The organism is Thermaerobacter litoralis (assembly GCF_054654595.1).
This window is the reverse complement of the sequence record NZ_BAAIES010000011.1, coordinates 253,956-272,500: the sequence shown is the minus strand read 5'-3', so window position 1 is coordinate 272,500 and position 18,545 is coordinate 253,956. Positions and strand designations below refer to the sequence as shown.

The 18,545-nt window shown below is 76.3% G+C and carries 12 protein-coding genes and 1 pseudogene (1 of these 13 only partly in view); 12 read left to right on the top strand and 1 reads right to left on the bottom strand.

Going from position 1 to position 18,545, the window contains the following annotated elements; all coding sequences use genetic code 11:
• The 4 genes and pseudogenes from udk to fsa all read left to right on the top strand — a co-directional run.
• Window positions 1-261: pseudogene (gene udk, locus ACYQ02_RS11840) on the top strand (uridine kinase); its annotated part reaches 348 nt to the left of the window's first position; the annotation flags it as partial.
• A 385-nt stretch (window positions 262-646) separates the two neighbouring features.
• A complete protein-coding gene (locus ACYQ02_RS11835) occupies window positions 647-2,434 on the top strand; it encodes a hypothetical protein (RefSeq protein ID WP_460040617.1) in 1,788 nt (595 codons plus the stop codon).
• Window positions 2,435-2,485: 51 nt separating this feature from the next.
• Window positions 2,486-6,769 (top strand): S8 family serine peptidase, encoded by a 4,284-nt coding sequence (locus tag ACYQ02_RS11830; RefSeq protein WP_460040695.1) that lies wholly within the window; start codon window positions 2,486-2,488, stop codon window positions 6,767-6,769.
• Between the two features lie 247 nt (window positions 6,770-7,016).
• Window positions 7,017-7,679, top strand: a complete 663-nt coding sequence (fsa, locus tag ACYQ02_RS11825; RefSeq protein ID WP_460040616.1) for a fructose-6-phosphate aldolase — start codon at window positions 7,017-7,019, stop codon at window positions 7,677-7,679.
• 578 nt (window positions 7,680-8,257) lie between these two features.
• Here fsa and ACYQ02_RS11820 read toward each other — a convergent pair.
• A complete protein-coding gene (locus ACYQ02_RS11820; RefSeq protein WP_460040615.1) occupies window positions 8,258-9,004 on the bottom strand; it encodes a hypothetical protein in 747 nt (248 codons plus the stop codon).
• 844 nt (window positions 9,005-9,848) lie between these two features.
• Between ACYQ02_RS11820 and rho the strand changes: the two genes are divergently transcribed.
• From rho to rpiB, 8 genes are all read left to right on the top strand, one after another.
• A complete protein-coding gene (gene rho / locus ACYQ02_RS11815) occupies window positions 9,849-11,084 on the top strand; it encodes a transcription termination factor Rho (RefSeq protein WP_460040694.1) in 1,236 nt (411 codons plus the stop codon).
• 140 nt (window positions 11,085-11,224) lie between these two features.
• Window positions 11,225-12,151, top strand: coding sequence for a M23 family metallopeptidase (locus ACYQ02_RS11810; RefSeq protein WP_460040614.1), 927 nt, complete (start codon window positions 11,225-11,227; stop codon window positions 12,149-12,151).
• Between the two features lie 105 nt (window positions 12,152-12,256).
• Window positions 12,257-12,490, top strand: coding sequence for a 50S ribosomal protein L31 (gene rpmE / locus ACYQ02_RS11805; protein WP_460040613.1), 234 nt, complete (start codon window positions 12,257-12,259; stop codon window positions 12,488-12,490).
• A gap of 100 nt (window positions 12,491-12,590) precedes the next feature.
• On the top strand, window positions 12,591-13,649 hold the full coding sequence (locus ACYQ02_RS11800) for a DUF1385 domain-containing protein (protein ID WP_460040612.1): 1,059 nt from the start codon (window positions 12,591-12,593) through the stop codon (window positions 13,647-13,649).
• 6 nt (window positions 13,650-13,655) lie between these two features.
• Window positions 13,656-14,840 (top strand): peptide chain release factor 1, encoded by a 1,185-nt coding sequence (gene prfA, locus ACYQ02_RS11795; protein WP_460040611.1) that lies wholly within the window; start codon window positions 13,656-13,658, stop codon window positions 14,838-14,840.
• Between the two features lies 1 nt (window position 14,841).
• Window positions 14,842-15,870, top strand: a complete 1,029-nt coding sequence (gene prmC / locus ACYQ02_RS11790) for a peptide chain release factor N(5)-glutamine methyltransferase (RefSeq protein ID WP_460040610.1) — start codon at window positions 14,842-14,844, stop codon at window positions 15,868-15,870.
• 97 nt (window positions 15,871-15,967) lie between these two features.
• Entirely contained in the window at window positions 15,968-17,128 is a 1,161-nt protein-coding gene (locus tag ACYQ02_RS11785; RefSeq protein ID WP_460040609.1) for an L-threonylcarbamoyladenylate synthase, read from the top strand.
• Window positions 17,088-18,299 carry a ribose 5-phosphate isomerase B gene (rpiB, locus tag ACYQ02_RS11780; protein WP_460040608.1) on the top strand — a complete coding sequence of 404 codons (1,212 nt, stop codon included), beginning with the start codon at window positions 17,088-17,090 and terminating at the stop codon, window positions 18,297-18,299. Before ACYQ02_RS11785 ends, rpiB begins: the two co-directional genes overlap by 41 nt.
• The last annotated feature ends 246 nt before the right edge of the window (window positions 18,300-18,545 follow it).

The following is an 18,545-nucleotide window of genomic DNA, read 5'->3' as shown; positions in this document are numbered from 1 at the left end:
GCCTTGCGACCCCTGCTGGACATCAAGATCTTCGTCGACACCGACGCCGACGTCCGCATCTTGCGCCGCCTGGTGCGCGACATCGAGAAGCGGGGCCGCACGCTGGAATCGGTGATCAGCCAGTATCTGGAGACCGTCAAGCCCATGCACGAGCAGTTCGTCGAGCCCAGCAAGCGGTATGCCGACCTGATCATCCCCGAGGGCGGCTTCAACCGGGTGGCGGTGGACGTGCTGCTGGCGCGCATCCGCGCGGCGCTGCAATCCGAGGCGCCACCGTCCCCGGGGCCCGCCGGCCTTGGCACCCTGGCCAAGGGGCGGGCAGGGACCATGCCCGGGGCTGCGCGTCCGGGCCCGGGGGACGGCCCTGCCCCGGCCCCGGGTGATCGGGGTGGAACGGGCGCGGGCGACGCCGGCAAAGGGGCGGCCCGGCCCACCGGGCAAGGGCGGAGGCGGCGGCGACGGCGTCGCAAGGGCCGCGGCCAGGGAGGCACCGCGCCGGCCACGGCGGCGCCGGCGAGAACCGATCTGGAGCCCCTGCCCGCCGGCAGCCCGCCGGGTCATACCGGGGGCCGTTGAGGCGGCCCGTCAACGGGCGACGGGAGGGTCGAGGCGGCCCTGCAACGGGCGACGGGAGGATCGTCGTGGCGTGTTCGGATGGCGGCATCGTCTCCACCGGCGGGATGCAGCAGCCGAATTCGTCCCCGCAGAGCATCCACATGGACGGCGCCGGGCCGCCGCGCAGCGGCGGACCCGGCTGCTGACCCTCGTCCTCCTGGTCGCTCTCCTGGCGGCCGTCGCCGGGCCGGGGAGTGCCGGCCAGGCTGCCTCGGCGCCGGGTTCCTCCGACGACTCGCCGGCCGCCCGGGAGGCGGCCTCCGCCGGCACCGCCGGGGCAGCCTTGGACCCGGATGCCGGCCGCCGGGCCGAGGCCGTCCAAGGCCTCTGGCGCGCCCTGGGGTGGCCGTTGCCGGCGGAGCCTGCCGGCCGGCCCGTCACCCGGGGCGAGCTGGCGGGGTGGCTGGTGGCTGCGCTGGTGGGGCCGGCAGGGGAACCGCTGCCGCCCGACCGGGCCCTGGCCCTGGCCGTGGGGATGGGCTGGGTGCCGGCCAGCTGGGTGGAACCCGCTGGGCCTGAGGCCCCCAGGGGTAGCGCGGCCCCGGTCCCCCAAGCCCCGGAGGTCGCCGCGCCGCCCACGGCCGGAGGCGCCGGCCCCGCGGGGGCGGTGCCCTCGCCTCAGGTCCCCGTGACCCCTCTGGATCTGGAGGACGTGGCTGCTCGGGTCCTCACCGGGGCCGCTGCGAACGGTGCGCCCAATCAAGGGGGAACCGCCGGTGCAGGCTCCCCCGGGGGCCGGGCGGGTGGAACGACGGCGCCGGGCCCGCGCCCGGAAGAGGCAGGCCGCGAGACCGTCCGCCTGGCCGAGGCGATGCCCTGGTTCCTGGCCCTGATGGACCAGGCCGGGGCCCTCTTCGACGGCGAGGGGGTCGTCGCGGCGGTGGACGCCGGGGCCGGATGGGTGGAAGTCGACCAGGGTGGCCTGCGGCGGGTCCTCCGGTTGGCCGAGGCCCCGGTGTTTCGCAACGGGAGGCGCGTCGAGCCGGCCGCCCTCCGGCCCGGCGACCAGGTCCGCTGGGTGGAGCAACGCCCCAGGGCGGGCGGCGTCCCAGGGGTGGCGGGCCCGGTGGAGCCTCCAGCGGGAGGCGGATCCACCCCGGCGGCGCGGGAGGCGCCGGGGGCCGGTTCCACCCTCACCCGGGGCCCGTCGGTGGCGGCGGCTTACGTGGAGGCCTATCGCTGGACCCTGGAAGGCACGGTGCGGCAGGTGGACTGGCGTGCCGGTCAGCTGGTGCTGGCCCTTCCCGCCGGTATTCCCTCTCAAGCGGCCGGCCCATTCGCCGGCGCGGTTGGTGCGACGGGGCCTGGACCCCGGCGGTCCCCGGTCCCCCGGCCCCCCGCCCCGTGGGCCGCGGCCGCGGGGGCTGCGGCCGGGGCAACCGGCCTTCTCGAGCCGGGGATGGCCGGGGGGGAGATGCGCCTTGAGCTCCGCGTGGAGGACGGGGCCCCCGTCCACTTGAACGGCCGGCCCAGCCGGCTGGCAGCCCTGCAGCCGGGGGACCGGGTCGTCCTGGATCTCAGGTGGGCAACGGGAACGGTGCGCGGCATTGAGGCCCTGCGCGCCGCCGTCGACGGGCGGCTGGTGGCGGTCGACGCCCTGCGCGGGGTCTTGACGGTCCGGACGGGGAGCGGTACGGCCCGCTGGGTCGTGGCGACGACGGCCTCCATCCGCCGGGACGGCCGGGACGCGCTCCTCAGCGACTTGCGGCCGGGCGACCACGTGGAGCTGGCGCTGGCGTCGCCCAGCGTGGCCGGGTTCGTCGTGGCGGAAGGGGCCGGTGCCGGCGACGGGGCAACCGGAGCCGGAGCCGGTTGGTGACGGCCGGAGGTGCCTGCACGGGCACGTGGGGGTTGGAGCTTGCGCCGGAGGATGGCCTTGAGGAATGGACTGGCGGCCTTGCTGCTGGCCGGTTCGGTGCTTTGGAACGCGTGGGGCGCGCCGGTGCTCGGGATCGGCGGCGGGGCGGCCGGGACGAACCCGGCCCACCCAGCCCCGGCGGGTCTGCCGCGCCCGCCGGGCGGCGCGAACCAAGCCGTCGTGGGCGACGGGACCGGCCCCGGGGCCAGCTGCGAGGGCGCGCCGCCGCCGGAGGGGATGATCCACCGGCCAGGTTCGTCCAGTCGGATACCGGGGGCCGGTGCGCCCGCCGCTCCCTGCGCCGGCCCGCTGGGCTCGCCAGCTCCCGACGCCCTGGGATCCGGTGACGGCGCGCCAACCTCGCCGGTTGCCGGCTGGCCGGAGGCCCGCAGCGCCTGGCTGGCTGCCCTGGCCCGGGGAGAGGCCGTCACCGTGACCCTGCTGCCCCGCCCCGGAGCGGGGGAGGCGGTCCGCCGGCAGATCCAGGCGGCAGGGGGCCACATCCTCTGGGAGGGGCGGGTGACGGCGGCCATCGCTGCCCGGGTGCCGGCGCCGGTTCTTCCGCGGATCCTGCCGGGCCTGGAGGCGATCCAGGTGGACGGTCCCGTGGCGACGGCGGTCCCCAGCCCGCCGGTGCCGGGCGCCGACGTGGATGACCGGTCCCTGCCCTTCGAACGGGCCCTGCACCAGGCCAACCTGGAGGCCATCGGGGCGACGGGCCTGCGCGGGCGGGGATGGACGGGGCGGGGCGTCCGGGTGGCGGTGATCGACACCGGGGCCGATCCCGGTCTTCCCGCCTTGCGCCGCCGGATCGTGGACTATGTGGACTTCACCACGGCGGTGCCCTTCGCCGAGCGCGCGGAACGGGCGCGGGCGGAGGGGCCCGGGGTGCTGGTAGAGGGGCAAAACCCCGCCTGGGCCGCGGAGGGGGATGTCTTCCTCACGGGGGCGGTACGGGCCGGCCGGGCCGGGTCGCAGGGGGTCCGGGTCCGGTGGGAGGGGCTGGAGCTGCACCTGCCCCCCTGGGCCGCCGGCCGGGCGATCCGCCTGGGGTGGCTGGACGAGGCCAACGTGGGCGCGGGCGGGACGGACCTCAACGGCAATGGCACCGTGCGCGACCGCTGGCTGGTCGTGGCCTACCCGGAAGGGGCATCGCCGGACGAGCGCGCGCCGTCCTCGGGGGACAGGTCCGCGGCATCGGATGCGGCCGCGCCTCCGGGCGGGCCGCGGGTCCAGATCGACGCCGACCAGGACCTGGACCTGGCGGAGGAACCGGCCCTGCAGCCCGTGGCCCAGGGCGGCGGTGTGGCCTGGCTGGGGCCGGTCGCGCCGGGCGGTGAGCCAACCGGGACGGGCACCGGGGCGCCTGCCCTGCCGCCGGCTCAAGAACCGGCGGCGGAGCAGGCCAGGGGGGCGGCCGGCGGCGGTTCAGGGCCCGCGGCCGGCGCGCCGGCCGGCATGGCGGTGGCGGTGACGGCCGTCGACCCCCAGGGGGCCCTGGTCAACTTCGGCTTCGATGCCCACGGCCACGGCACCCGCATGGCCTCCATCCTGGCCGCTGCGGGGAGCACCTACCAGGGCGTGGCGCCGGGGGTGGAGATGGTCGTCCTCAAGGCCCTGGGCAGCCGCGGTCAGGGCGACTGGAGCCAGATCCTGGCGGCGGTGGACTATGCCGTGGCCCACGGGGTGGACGTCATCAGCCTGAGCGCCGAGAGCCGCTCCCCTGAAGACGAGCTGCCGGTGACCGAGCGGGTCCTGCGGGAGGCGGTGGCCCAGGGCGTGCTGCCGGTGCTGGCCGCGGGCAACGGGGGCCCGGGCCTGCACACGGCCCTGGCCCTGCCGGCCGACGCGGGCCTGGTGGTGGGCGCCTTCCTCCCGGCCCAGGCGGCTGCGCTGCTGGGGGATCCGGCCGGGGAGCGCCTGCTGCCCTACAGCGCGGCCGGTCCGGCCCGGGACGGCACGCCGTCCCCCTCCCTGGTGGCGCCCGGCGTGACCTACGCCCTGGTGCCCTCCTGGCAGTCCGGCCAGTGGCCCGGTGGCCTGGCGCCCGACGAGGGCACCAGCGTGGCCGTGCCCTACGTGGCCGGTCTGGCGGCCTTGTTGCTGGAGCAGGCACGCCAGCAGGCGCCGGCGTTGCCGGCGGCGGCGCTGGGACCCGTCCTCCAGGCGACCGCCCGGCCGCTGGCCGGGGTGCCCGCGGCGGTCCAGGGGTTCGGTGTGCCCCGGGCGGCGGCCGCGGTGGAGGCGCTTGAGGCTTCCGGGCCCGCGGTCAGGCCCGGACCGGGGGCGGCCGGTTCGTCCGGGTGGTCGGTGCTGTGGCTCCACCGGGGGCGCCCCTACCGGGGCGTGTTCTGGGACGGGCCGCCGCCCGGCGTCCTCACCTTCCACGTGCGGCACGGCGGGGCAGGCGCCGTCGTCGCGGGCTGGGCGGGGGTACCTCCTTGGGCCCGGTTCCCCGGCTCCATGCCCTACCCGGCGGGAGAGGGGATCGCCCTGCCCGTGCAGTACCAGCTGCCGGAACAGCCGGGCTTGTACTCGGCGCTGGTCCGGCTGGAGGGGGGCGGCCCCCTGGCGGCCGGGTTCCTCCAGACCTTCGTGCGGCCCCACGACCTGGCCGGCGGCAACCTGCAGGTGCAGGGAACGGTACCCCGGGGGCAGGTCCGGCGGGTCTTCGTCGACGTGCCGCCGGGCGTGACGCGGTTGGTGTTCCGGATCGACCGGCCTACTGCGGGCGGCACGGTGGAGGGCGGCAGCCTGGCAGCGTGGGTCTACGGGCCCGGCGGCCGGCTGGTCCGCGACAGCGCCCGGGACGCGGGCCAGCTGATCGGGGGACCCGAGCTCCCCGACTGGACGGTGGAGATCCCGTCGCCCGAAGCCGGGGTCTGGGAAGTCGACCTCTTCTTCTCGCCCCTTTCGCCGGCGGCCTTCGACCGCACGGCCAGTCCCTTCCGCATGACGGCCACGGCCCAGGGCGTGGCCTGGCAGCCCCGGGAGCTGGAGGTGACGGCGCCGGGGCCCCAGGGGGCGCGCTTGTGGGAAGGCGTCACCCTGGTTCCCTTTGGGCGGGCGGTTCGCGGCCGGGTGGCCGGGATGGGCTGGGACGTGGGCCTCGCGGTAGAGCCTGGGACCCGCGGCGGGGCGGATACGGCAGAGGGCACGCCGGGGGGCGCCCCGGGGATGGCGGGCGCGGCCGCGCCGCCCGGCCAGGCGGGGCCGGGGGCGGCTGTGGCACCGGGCGGGCCTGGGGCCGGGGAAGGGGCCGAAGGGGCGGGGAACGCGGGGAGCACGGGAGCCGGTCGGGCCGGGGGGAGCGGCGGCAACGGCGGGAGGAACGACGGTGCTGGCCCGGCGGCCCCGGCGGCCCACGGCGAGCCCGCCGGTGCGGCGGACGGGCGGGCCCGGGCGGGCCAGGGCGAGCCGACCGGCACGGCGAACGGGCGGGCCCGGGCGGTGGCGCCCGCCACCGGGAGCGAGGGCACGGCACCGGGGGACCGGGGCACGGCACCCGCCGACCCCATGGCGGAGGAACGGGCCCAGGTGGTCGTGGTCGCCGGCGAGCCCCAGCCGTACCGCTTTGACGTCGCAGCGGGGACGGCCCTGCTGCAGGTGCAGGCGGGGCCGGCGCCCCGGGCCGGCTGGCGCGTCCACCTGTATCTCTACCGGGTGGAGGAGGGGGCCGCCCAGCCCGTCGGTGACGGGCGCGGCGACCCGGTGGCGGTGGTGGCCGATCCGGTGCCCGGCCGGTACTATGCGGTGGTCGAACTGGAGCCGGCGGGCGCGGAGCCGCCGGCCTGGCGCGAAGGCCCGGAGCCCGACGGGGGCGCGCTGGCCGTTCCCCTGGTGGTTCGCCGGTTCCACAGCGGGGGTGGAATCCGGGTGGCGGCCGGTTCGGTGGATCTGGCCGCCGGACAGCCGGCCCGGATCATGGCCATGTTCGACGTGCCCCCCGGAACCGGCGAGCAACGGGGTTACCTGGTGCTGCTGGACGATGCGGGCGCCATCGGCGCGCCCCTGCCGGTGAGGGTGCGGCGGGGTCCACCCCGGCTGGTGGTGACGGCGGTGGTGCCGCCGGTGGCGCCGGGGCAGCCGGCCCGGGTCACCTTGCAGGTGCGGGATCGCAGCGACGGGATGCTGCGGGACGCCAGCCTGATCGTGGACGGCCACCTCTATACCACGGCGGGGGGGCGGGTGACCCTACCCTGGGACGGCCGTCACCGGGTCCTGGACGTGCGGGTCCTGGGCGCCGGTGAGGAGAGCCGGCAGCGGGTGGTGTTGCCGGGCCGGCCCGCGGGGTGACCGGTGCCGCAGCGCCGGGTCGTCGCCGGGATGGGAAAGGGAAGGGCAGGGACCCGGTCGGGGCACGGCCGGGGCCGGGGCGGGACGGGCGTGCCGGGACGGGAAAGAGCCACGGCGAGGGCACGGGTACGGGCCTGCGCGGGGGCCCGTCGGAGATGGCCAGAGGGCGGCCAGGCGATCGCCCCGGGCGCCGGCAGGAGACCGGCCCGGGGGCCCGAATGAGTTCGGAGTCGGAGGAGCGATGGCAATGGAACTCTTTCTCGACACCGCCCAGGTCGATGAGGTCCGGCGGGCCGCGGCCTGGGGCGTGGTCACCGGGGTGACCACCAACCCGACCCTGATGGCGAAGGCCGGAGGGGATCCGGAAGCCATCCTGAAGACCATCGCCAGTCTCATCCCCGGCCCCATCAGCGCCGAGGTCATCGCCACCGACGCCGACGGCATGGTCCGGGAGGGGCGCCATCTGGCGGCCCTGGCGGACAACATCGTCGTCAAGGTGCCGATGACGGCGGCGGGGCTGGAGGCCACCCACCGCCTGTCCCGGGAGGGCATCCGGGTCAACGTCACCCTGGTCTTCCAGCCCGGGCAGGCGCTGCTGGCCGCGCGGGCCGGCGCCGCCTTCGTCAGCCCCTTCGTCGGTCGCCTGGACGACATCGGTGAAGACGGCATCGGCCTGGTGGCGGAGATCGTGGCGATCTTCCGCGCCCACAACCTGGCGACCAAGGTCCTGGCCGCCAGCATCCGCCATCCCCGGCACGTGATCGCGGCCGCCCGGGTGGGCGCCGACATCGCCACCATGCCCATGGCGGTGCTGGAGCAGTTGATCCGGCATCCCTTGACCGACGCGGGCCTGGAGCGGTTCCTGGCCGACTGGCGGGCGGCCCAGGCCGGGCGGAGCGGTCACGCCTGAGTCCCACGCCCGGTTCCCCGGCCCGGGGCGTGGGTTCCGGAGCGGCCGGGTTCCCGGCCCGGCGCGCGGGTTCCGGAGCCGCGTTGCGGCGATGGATTGCGTGGTCCCCGGTGGGTGATGGGGAGCCGGTCCAAGGCAACGGAAAGCCGGGCGCAAGGAGGGACGGGGGGCAGGCGCAGGAACGGTGGAACGGCACCCCTGCCCGCGCGGCGCCCACCGCCGCGGCCATGACCCGTCCGGTGCCGCCCGTGGGGTGCCCGCCGGCAACCCGCGGGCGGGTACCCCGTCGGGGCGGCCCGGTCGCTCGGCTGCCACGTCGTGGCTTCCGGAGGCCGGTAGAGGGGCGAGCCGTGTCTTGGATCGAGACCGTTCGCGATGCAACAGGACGGGTGGTTGCGGGTCGTCATGAGGCGACTTGCCTTGACGGCAGCCCCTGAGCCTGGTATACTTCCACCGCACACCAGCGGTGTTGGCGCCCGGCCGGGCGCATAGGCTTCTACCGCAGACGCAATCCTTATGGTTGGCCTCCTCCTCCCCCAGACGCAGCGCCAGACTCGCCAGCGAGGGTACATGCCCGCCTAAGGGAAGGTGACCTCTTTGTCGGACACAACCGAATCCCGTTCGACTCCGCGTTCCCGGACCGGACGGACGCGCAGTTCCCGCACGCGAAAAGCGGCCCCCGCTGCCGCTCCCACCGCGGCAGCGGAGGGGACCGTCACGGCGACCTCGGGCGACGCCCCCAGCCCTGACCCGGGGACCGCCTCCAACCCGGATGCGAGCGCCAGAGGGGACGGCACGCTGAGCCCGGCCACCATGCAGGACGAACCGGCCGCGGCAGCCGGCGCAGCCGAACCGGTGGCGGCGGCCCCTGGGGCCGGCGACGGCCCGGAGACGGCTGGCGCCAGGGCTCCGGTGCCCTCGGAGAGGCAGCCGGGTGAGGGGCTGCAGGCGGGACCCGCCACCCCGGCCGGCGGGGGAGACGGCGGCGAGACCGCCGGGACCACGGCCGGGGGCGAGCCCGGCGAGCTGGCCGAGGCGACCGCCACCTCTTCGACCCGCAGCCGGACGCGGCGGGCGGGGAGCACCGGGACCCGCCGGACCCGCCGGAAGGCGGCGACGACCGCTGAACCCGCCGACGCCACAATCTCTGCTGCGACGGACGAAGCCCGCTCCACCGGGATGGCGGGTACCGCCGAGGAGGCCGGTTCCACCGGCGCCGCACAGGCCGCCGGTTCCACCGGCACCGGCGTGGCCCCCGAGGGGCAAGTGGCCGGCGCTCGCGGGGCCTCCCCGGCGGCGGTGATGCCGGCGCCCGACCAGCCCATGGTCCAAGCGACCGCCCAAGAGGCCGTCCAAGAGGCCGGCGGTGGCCGCAGTCCCGGTTTGGCCCCGGCGGTGACCCCCATGCCCGCGACCCCGGCTTCCGAGGTGACCCCCGCGGCCGCTTCGCCGTCCCTTGCGGGCACCGGTGGCGGTGAAGCGGCTGAGCCCGCGACGGTTCAGGGACCGGCCGCGGCGACGGCGGCGGAGGCTGCCGGGGCACCCTCCGCAGCAGCCCAGCGACGCCGCGGCGCCGCAGCCGGGGTGGAAGGGGCGCAGCGGCGGACGTCCCCCCAAGAGGCGGCGCCGGCTGCCCGGGCCGTGCCGGGTGGCCCGGAGGCGCGCCCGCGGCCGCAGTCCCCCGAGCGGGTCGAGCACCGGCCGCGCCCGGCCGCCGCCGAGCGGGCGGATGGCCGTCCCCGGGGCGAATCCCGTCCCCGCCCGGGGGAGGCGATCGCCGCGGCCACCCGGTCGGGCAACGGTTGGTCGCGGGGGGCGGGCCCCCGGCCGGCGGGCGCGACCAACGGGCGGGGGGCCCGGGAAGGAGGGGTCCAGGTGCCAGGCGCAGCCCCGGCGGAACCGGCTTGGCCGGAGGAGCGGGGGGGTGGCGAACCCGGCGCCCTCCCGGGTGCCGCCGGGTTTGGGGCAGGTGGCGACGAGGCCGGCCGCGGCCCCTACGGCGGGGTGGCCGAGCGAGCTACCGAGATGCCGGCGCCGGCCGCCGGCGGCCCTGTGCCGTTGCCGGCGGGACCCGGTGCCCCGGAGGCCGACACCACCGGGCGTCCCGGGCGAGGTCCCGGAGCCGGCCGCGGTCGTCAGGGCAACGGCGGCCGTCCGGACATCCGCGAGATGGAGCAGATGTCCCTCAAGGAGCTCTACGCCCTGGCGCGCCAGCTGGAGATCCCCTACTACAGCGCGATGCGCAAGCAAGAGCTGATCTTCGAGATCGCCAAGGCGCGCACGGAGAAGGACGGCCTGCTGTGGGCCGAGGGCCTGCTGGACATCATGCCCGAGGGCTTCGGGTTCCTCCGGCCGGTGAACTACCTGCCCAGCAAGGAGGACATCTACGTCTCGCCCTCCCAGATCCGCCGGTTCGACCTGCGGCCGGGCGACATGGTCTCCGGCCAGGCGCGGCCGCCCAAGGACAACGAGCGGTACTTTGCCCTGCTCCGGGTCGAGGCCGTCAACGGCGTGGACGCCGAGCTGGCCCGGGATCGCCTGCACTTCGAGGGCTTGACGCCGATCTTCCCCAACGAGCGGCTGACCCTGGAGACGCCGGGCGGCAGCATCGCCCAGCGGCTGATCGACCTGGTGGCGCCCATCGGCAAGGGCCAGCGCGGGCTGATCGTCGCGCCGCCCAAGGCGGGCAAGACGATCCTGCTCAAGCAGATCGCCAACGGCATCGCCTACAACTACCCCGACGTGGCCCTGATGGTGGTGCTGATCGACGAGCGGCCCGAAGAGGTCACCGACATGGAGCGGTCGGTCCGCGGCGAGGTCCTGAGCTCCACCTTCGACCAGACGCCGGAGAACCACGCCAAGCTGGCCGACATGGTGCTGGAGCGGGCCAAGCGGCTGGTCGAGCACGGGCGCGACGTGGTGATCCTGCTGGACAGCCTGACCCGGCTGACCCGGGCCCACAACCTGGTCACGCCGCCCAGCGGCCGCACCCTGTCGGGCGGCCTTGACCCCGCGGCCTTCTACAAGCCGAAGCGGTTCTTCGGCGCGGCCCGGAACATCGAAGAGGGCGGCAGCCTGACCATCATCGCCACGGCCCTGATCGACACCGGCAGCAAGATGGACGACGTGATCTACGAGGAGTTCAAGGGCACCGGCAACATGGAGCTGCACCTGGACCGGCGGCTGGCGGAGCGGCGGATCTTCCCCGCCATCGACATCAAGCGGTCGGGCACCCGGCGTGAGGAGCTGCTGCTCAGCAAGGACGAGCAGGAGATCATGTGGGCCCTCCGGCGGTCCATGGGCGACCGCGACCCGGCCGACATCCTGGAAAAACTGATCGAGCGCATGCGCAAGACCCGGTCCAACGCCGAGTTCATCGCCCAGATCAAGGAGCACCGGGGTTAGACCGCCCCTCCGGGACGGCGGCATCCTGGTTGCCTGCCGGTCCGTTGCGTTGCGGCCCGTTGCATCGCGGCCCGTTGCATAGCGGCGTCCCTTGCCAGCCAAACTCCACCTCGTGCCCATGGGGCCACGAGGTGGTCGTCTTGGCCGATCTCAGCCGATGGCTCAACCGCATCAACGCCCTGCTGCTCGCCGCGTGGCTCGGCATGGTGGCAGCCCACGGACTGGACCGGCCCGGTGTCCCCGCCGGGCGGGCCCCGCGTTCCATCGAGGCCCTCTGGTCGGCGGCCTGGGAGGCTTTGAGCCTCCGCGGCCGCGGGTGGGAAGGCGGGTTCTTCGGGCATGGGTCCCACCTGGACATGCCCGCAGCGTCCCCCGGCAGGGGGTCCGCGGGGGTGGAACCGGCCGCCGGGGGCGCACCTCAGGGCAAGGGCGCTCATGACAAGGGCGGCCCGCCAGGGGCCGGAGGGGCCGGGGCCGGGCTGCCGGGGGGCGGTGACGTCGCGCGGCCGGCGGAGGGAGTGCCGCCGAGGGAGGGCAACCCGGCCGGCAGGCCCGGCGACGCAGCGGCGGCGTCGGTTCCTGATGCGGCGCTGGCCGCCATTCCCGCCGGCGCGCGCTGGAGCCCGCCGCTGGCGGAGGTCGCCACCCTAACCTCCCTGTTCGGCCCCCGGGATGGGCGCTGGCACCACGGCGTCGATCTGGCCGCCCCCCAGGGCACGCCTGTGCGGGCCGTCTGGGCCGGCGTCGTCCGCCAGGCGGGCTGGCGCGGCGAGTACGGCCTGGCGGTGGAGGTGGCCCATCCCGGGGGCTGGTCGACCCTCTACGGCCATCTCTCCTCCCTGGCGGTGGAACCCGGCCAGCGGGTGGCGCGGGGCCAGGTCCTCGGCCGGTTGGGCGCCACGGGCAACGCCACCGGACCCCACCTGCACCTGGAGGTCCGGGCGGGCGAGAGCTTCTACGACCCCCTGGCGTGGCTCGACCGGCGCTGGTACCGGCCGGCGCCGGCCCTCCGCGACCGCCTGGAGGCGGGCGGAACGGCGGATGGAGCAGGGTGGGGTGGGTCCTGAAGGCGCGAAGCTGGTATAATGGTTGGGTGCATCCGAGGCGGACCGGAGCGCCGGTCCGCCGATCCTGTGCGGGCCGCTGGCGCCCGCCGCGATGGGGTGAAGGGCATGAAGCCGGGGATCCATCCCGAGTACAAGCGCACGACCATCACCTGTGCCTGCGGTGCCGTGTATGAGGTCGGCTCGACCAAGGAGAACCTGCGGGTCGACGTCTGCGCCCAGTGCCATCCCTTCTACACCGGCACCCAGCGGGTCGTCGACACCGGCGGCCGGGTGGACCGGTTCCGCCAGAAGTACGAGCGCTTCCGCCAGGAGCAGAAGGCGGGCGCGGCCGGCCGCTGAGCGGGAGCGCGGGGACGCGCCGGCCGTCGCCGCCGCCGTGGTGGGTGGCGGGCGACCCCTCCGCCGCGGCCGCTGACGCACCAGGGAGAGGGCGATCGGCATGGACTTGCGCAACCGCTTCGGCGGCCAGGCCGTGATCGAGGGCGTGATGATGCGCGGTGCCGGGCGCATGGCCCTGGCCGTGCGCCGGCCCGACGGCCGGATCCACGTGACCGTGCGGCCCCACACGGCCTACACCGCCCGGCGGCGCTGGCTGGGCTGGCCCCTGGTGCGGGGCGTGGCCGCCCTGGCGGAGGCGCTGGTGGTGGGCATCCAGGTCCTCAACGAATCGGCCCGCCTGGCGGAGGAACCGGCCACGCCCGGCGACGCCGCCGGGCCGGCGGGCAAGCGGCCAGAGGCCGCGGGCCCGGGGGTGGCGGGCGACCGCCGCCGGCGGGGAGAGGACCTTTGGGTGACGGCGGTCAACGGCCTTGCCCTGGCCCTGGGGCTCGTCTTCTTCATCCTGCTGCCCACCTGGGTCGCCACGGCCCTGGCAGAGGCGGAGCTGGCCCGCAACGCCGTCGAAGGCGTGGTCCGGCTGGTGCTCCTGCTGGGTTACATGGCGGCCATCGGCCGCATCCCGGACATCCACCGGGTCTATCAGTACCATGGCGCCGAGCACAAGGCGATCCACGCCCTGGAGGCCGGAGCGCCCCTGGAGCCGGAGGTCGCCCAGGGCTTCTCCCGCTTCCATCCCCGCTGCGGCACCGCCTTCCTGCTCTTCGTGGCGGTGACGGCCGTCCTGGTCCACGCCCTGTTCGGCTGGCCGTCCTTCTGGGAGCGCACCGTGCTGCGGCTGGCCCTGGTGCCCGTGGTGGCCGGCCTCGCCTACGAGTGGATCCTCCTGGCCGCCCGCAGCCAGCGTCCCTGGGTGCGCTGGCTGTCGGCGCCGGGCCTCTGGCTCCAGCGGCTGACCACGGCGGAGCCGACCCTGGATCAGCTGGAGGTGGCCCTGGCCGCGTTGAAGGCCTGCCTGCCCGGTGTGGAACCGGCGGCAGAGGCCGGCGCGGCGCCGGTCGGTTCCACCGCCGGGGTCCGGCCGGTGGCGGTCGCCTCTCGGGCCGCTGGGCCGGCCGCCGCCCGCACCGCCCCGTCCCCGGTCACCCCCGCCTCGAGGTGAGGTCCCATGGCCGACCGGTCTACGCCCTCCAACCCAGGCGCGCCCTCGGGTCGCGAACCTGCGGCCGTCGCGGGCGCCGCGCCGGAGGAACCCGGCCCCCTGCCTGACTTGCCGGGGGCCCTGGGGGAGGCGCTGGCCGCCCGGCTGCGCCGGTTCGACCAGCTGGAGCGGCAACTGGCCGACCCGGAGGTGGCCGCCGACCCCCGCCGCTGGCAGCCCCTGGCCCAGGAGCGGGCGGAGCTGGAGCCGCTGGCCGAGGCCTACCGGCGCTGGCGGGCCACCGCGGCCGACCTGGAGGCGGCCCGGGCGCTGTTGCGGGAGACGGACGACGCCGAGGAGCACGGCTACCTGACCGCCGAGGTCGAGCGGCTGGAGGCGGAGCGGCAGTCCCTGGAGCGCACCCTGCGCGGGCTGCTGCTGCCCCGGGATCCCCGGGACCAGCGCAACGTGATCGTGGAGATCCGGGCCGGCACCGGCGGCGAGGAGGCCGCCCTGTTCGCCGGCGACCTCTTCCGCATGTACCAGCGCTACGCCGAGCGGCAGGGCTGGCGCACCGAGGTGATGGCCGCCACCGAGAGCGACCTGGGCGGGTTCAAGGAGGTCGTGGTGGCCATCAGCGGGCGGGGCGCCTTCAGCCGCCTCAAGTACGAGAGCGGGGTGCACCGGGTGCAGCGGGTGCCGGTGACCGAGGCGGGCGGCCGCATCCACACGTCGACGGCCACCGTCGCCGTGCTGCCCGAGGCGGAGGAGGTGGAGGTGGAGATCGACCCCGAGGACCTGGAGATCGACACCTTCGCCGCCAGCGGCCCCGGCGGGCAGCACGTGAACAAGACGGAGTCGGCGGTGCGCATCACCCACAAGCCGACGGGCATCGTCGTCACGTGCCAGGACGAGCGCTCGCAGCACAAGAACCGGGCCCGGGCCATGAAGATCCTGCGGGCCCGCCTGCTGGACTACTACACCCGGCGCCAGCAGGAGGAGCTCTCCCAGCAGCGCCGCTCCCAGGTGGGGACCGGCGAGCGCAGCGAGAAGATCCGGACCTACAACTTCCGGGAGAACCGGGTCACCGACCACCGCATCGGCCTGACCCTCTACCGGTTGCAGGAGATCATGGACGGGGACCTGGACGAGCTGCTGGACGCCCTGGCCGCCCACGATGAGCAGGTGCGGCTGGGCGAGGCGGTGAGCTGACATGCCGGAACCCTGGGATCCGGCGGCGGACGAACCGGCGCCGGCAGCCCCCGGGCCCGCGGGCCGGGGGGCCGGAGAGGCCGTGGCCCAGCCCGCCGTGGCCACGGTAGGCCTGCCCGCCCAGCGGCCGACCCAGGTGGGCGAGGCCCTGGCCTGGGCGCGAGCCTTCCTGGCAGCGGCCGGGCTCGACGCCGACGAGGCGCGGGCCTCCGCCCGGGTCCTCCTGGGCGCCGCCTTGGGGGTCCCCGGTGTGCGGCTCGTGGCGGAACCGGATGCCGCCCTGCCGCCGGCCGCCTGGGCCCGGTTCGTCCAGTGGATCCTGCGCCGCGCCCGGCGGGAGCCGGTGCCCTACATCCTCCAGCAGGCCGAGTTCTACGGCCGCACCTTCCGCGTCACCCCGGCGACCTTGATCCCCCGGCCGGAGACGGAGGTCCTGGTCGAGGCGGTGCTCCACACGGTGCCCGCGGCAGAGGCGGTGGTGGCCGACCTGGGCACCGGCACGGGCATCATCGCCGTCACCCTGGCGGCCGAGCGTCCCGGGTGGACGGTGCTGGCGACCGACTGCTCCCTGCCGGCGCTGCGGGTGGCCCGCGAGAACGCCCAGCGGCATGGGGTGGCGCCGCGGGTCCAATTCTGCACGGGCGACTGGGCCGAGCCCCTGCTGGCCGCCGGTTGGGCCGGGAAGCTGGCGGCGGTGGCCAGCAACCCGCCGTACGTGGCCGCCTGCGACCTGCCCCACCTGCAGGCGGAGATCCACCGCTATGAACCCCACCTGGCCCTGACCCCCGGCGCGACCGGCCTGGAGGCCTACCGCCGCTTGATCCCGGGGGCGGTCCGGCTGCTGGCGCCGGGCGGGTGGATCTTCCTGGAGGTGGGCGCGGGCCAGGTCCCGGCGGTCCAGCACCTCTTGGGGGCCGTGGGCTGCCGGTCCCTGCGCCAGTGGCCCGACCTGGCGGGCATCCCGCGGGTGGTGGGCGGCCAGTGGCCGGGCGATTTTCGGAACGACGGGCCCGCCGGGTGGGCACCTTGAAGGCTGAAGGCAGGGGCCCACGTAGGAATCCCTTCACCCGGGGACGGGGTGGAACCCGAGGACGCCCTGGGGACCGGGTGGAACCGGGGGACGGGCGATGGACGGGCTGCGCGGAGGCGCGGGCGAAGGGGTCTGGGTGCGCCTAGGGGCGGGACCGGAGGAGGACGCCGCCGCCCTCCGGCGCGCGGGGGCGCTGCTGCGCCGGGGCGGCCTGGTCGCCTTCCCCACGGAGACGGTGTACGGCCTGGGTGCCGACGCCCTCAACCCCCAGGCCGTGGCCCGGATCTTCGCCGCCAAGGGGCGGCCGGCCGACAACCCGCTGATCGTCCACGTGACGGGGGTCGAGCAGGCAGGGCCCGAGGTGGTGGCCCACTGGCCGCCGGTGGCGCGGCGGCTGGCGGAGCGGTTCTGGCCGGGCCCCCTGACCCTGGTGCTGCCGGCGGGGCCGCGGGTGCCGGCGGCGGTGCGGGCGGGACTGCCCACGGTGGCGGTGCGGTGCCCCGCCCATCCCGTGGCCCAGGCCCTGATCGCCGCCGCGGGCACACCGGTGGCGGCGCCCAGCGCCAATCGCTCGGGCCGGCCCAGCCCGACCCGGGCGGAAGACGTCTGGGCGGACCTGGCGCCCCACCTGGACCTGCTGCTGGATGCCGGTCCGGTGCCGGTCGGCGTGGAGAGCACCGTGATCGACGTGACCGCCTGGCCGCCGCGGCTCCTGCGTCCCGGCGGACTGCCCGTGGAGGAGCTGGAGGCGGCGCTGGGGGTCTCCCTGGCGCCCCCGCCGGCCCTGGCCCAGGGGGCGGCGGCCCCGGCGCCGGGCATGAAGTACCGCCATTACGCGCCGGAAGCCCCGGTGGTCCTGGCGGGCGACGCGGACCAGGGGGCCGGGTTCCTCCGCCGGTGGCTGGAGGAAGGGCAGCGGGTCGCCCTGGTGGGCTGCCGGGAGGATCTGGAGGCGGTGCTCCGCCGGACCGGCGCCGACGCCCGCTGGCTCGCCCTCGAGGACGAACCGGCCCGGCCGGCCGGCCCCTTGATCGCCCTGGATCTGGGGCCGCGGGCGCGGCCCGATCTCCACGCCCGGCGGCTGTTTCGCGCGTTGCGGGCGGCCGACGCTGCCGGTTCCACCCGGGTCCTGGCCCTGGCGGTGCCCGAAGAGGGCCTGGGGCGCGCGGTGATGAACCGGCTGCGCAAGGCCGCGGCCGGAGGGGAGGTGCCTGGCCGTGAGCGCGAGGCCCGTGCGGAAGGTCGTGATCGTCTGTAGCGGCAACACCTGCCGCAGTCCCATGGCCGCCGCCTACCTGCGCCGGGCCCTGGACGACCTGGGCCAGGGCGCGGTGGCCGTCGAGTCGGCCGGGCTGCACGCCGTTCCCGGCCTGCCCGCCGCGGCGGAGGCCCGGGAGGCGGTGGCCCGGGACGGCTTGTCCCTGGCCGAACACCGCAGCCGTCCCCTGGAGGCCGGCGGCGTGGCGGAGGCCGACCTGATCCTGGCCATGACCCGCTCCCAGGCCGAGGAGCTGCGCCGCCGTTTTCCCGAGGCGGCCGGGCGGGTCGCCCTCTGGCGGGAGTGGGCGGCCGGCGGCCCGCTGGCCGATGCCGACGTGCCCGATCCCTTTGGCCAGGGGCTGGCGGATTACCAGGTGCTGGCCCGCCAGCTCCGGCGGGAGGCGGCCATGGTGGCCCGGCGGCTGGCCGGGGAGGCGGCGCCGTCCCCGGCCGTGGCCGCTGGCAGCGAGACCGCCGGCAGCCAGACCGGGGACAGCGGGACCGGGGGCGGCGGGACCGCGGGTGGCGGGCAAGGGGTCGACGTGGACGAGCACGGTCGGGAGGTGCAAGGGATGGACGCGGCCGGCGCCCAGGGGATGAGCCCGTCGACGGGCCCGACCGCTGCCGGTTCCACCGCGGTCCGGCCGCTGCGGGTGGCCATCGGCAGCGACCATGCCGGCTTCGACCTCAAGGGCGACCTGATCGCCTTCATGGAGGAACGGGGCATCCAGGTCATCGACGTGGGCACCCACCAGCGGTCGTCGTGCGACTATCCGGACTTCGCCCGGGCGGCGTGCCTCAAGGTCGTGGAGGGCGAGGCGGACCGCGCCGTGCTGATCTGCGGCACGGGGATCGGCATGGCCATCGCCGCCAACAAGATCCCGGGGATCCGGGCCGCCTGCTGCACGGAGCCGTACTCGGCGCGCCTGACCCGCCAGGACAACGACAGCAACGTCCTCACCCTGGGAGCGCGGGTGGTGGGACCGGGAATGGCCCGGGAGATCCTGGCCACGTGGCTCGAGACGCCCTTTGCCGGCGGGCGGCACCAGCGGCGGATCGACAAGATCGCTGCCCTGGAACGCGAATCTATGAACCGGCGCGCCGATACCGGGGCGGTGGGCGCGGGCGGAGGCCGGTCCGGGCCGGCGGAGATCCCCGCCGGAGGCTGAGGGGGGCCGGGGTGAGGGACCCGATCAGCGGGGTCGCGGGGGCTCGCCCAGCCGCCCTGGACGGCCGCGGGCGGCCGTGCCCTGGGGCGGGTCGGACGGGCGGCCGCGGGGCGGTGCCCGGATGCAAGCACTCTGGTTCCACCCGCGAGGCCATATTGCCCCGGAAGGCCCGGTACCCGGGGAAGGATCCATTGTTAACGTTGTGTAAATAATGGAAACTATCGTTTGCGGTCCCTTTGACACTGC

Bases quoted from the DNA above. Each gene is read 5' to 3' on its own strand.
- prmC (WP_460040610.1), top strand. From the start codon at position 14,842: ATGCCGGAACCCTGGGATCCGGCGGCGGACGAACCGGCGCCGGCAGCC.
- ACYQ02_RS11800 (WP_460040612.1), top strand. From the start codon at position 12,591: ATGGACTTGCGCAACCGCTTCGGCGGCCAGGCCGTGATCGAGGGCGTG.
- ACYQ02_RS11820 (WP_460040615.1), bottom strand. From the start codon at position 9,004: ATGGGCTGGTCGGGCGCCGGCATCACCGCCGCCGGGGAGGCCCCGCGA.
- ACYQ02_RS11830 (WP_460040695.1), top strand. From the start codon at position 2,486: ATGGCCTTGAGGAATGGACTGGCGGCCTTGCTGCTGGCCGGTTCGGTG.
- prfA (WP_460040611.1), top strand. From the start codon at position 13,656: ATGGCCGACCGGTCTACGCCCTCCAACCCAGGCGCGCCCTCGGGTCGC.
- rho (WP_460040694.1), top strand. From the start codon at position 9,849: ATGGAGCAGATGTCCCTCAAGGAGCTCTACGCCCTGGCGCGCCAGCTG.
- fsa (WP_460040616.1), top strand. From the start codon at position 7,017: ATGGAACTCTTTCTCGACACCGCCCAGGTCGATGAGGTCCGGCGGGCC.
- ACYQ02_RS11785 (WP_460040609.1), top strand. From the start codon at position 15,968: ATGGACGGGCTGCGCGGAGGCGCGGGCGAAGGGGTCTGGGTGCGCCTA.
- rpmE (WP_460040613.1), top strand. From the start codon at position 12,257: ATGAAGCCGGGGATCCATCCCGAGTACAAGCGCACGACCATCACCTGT.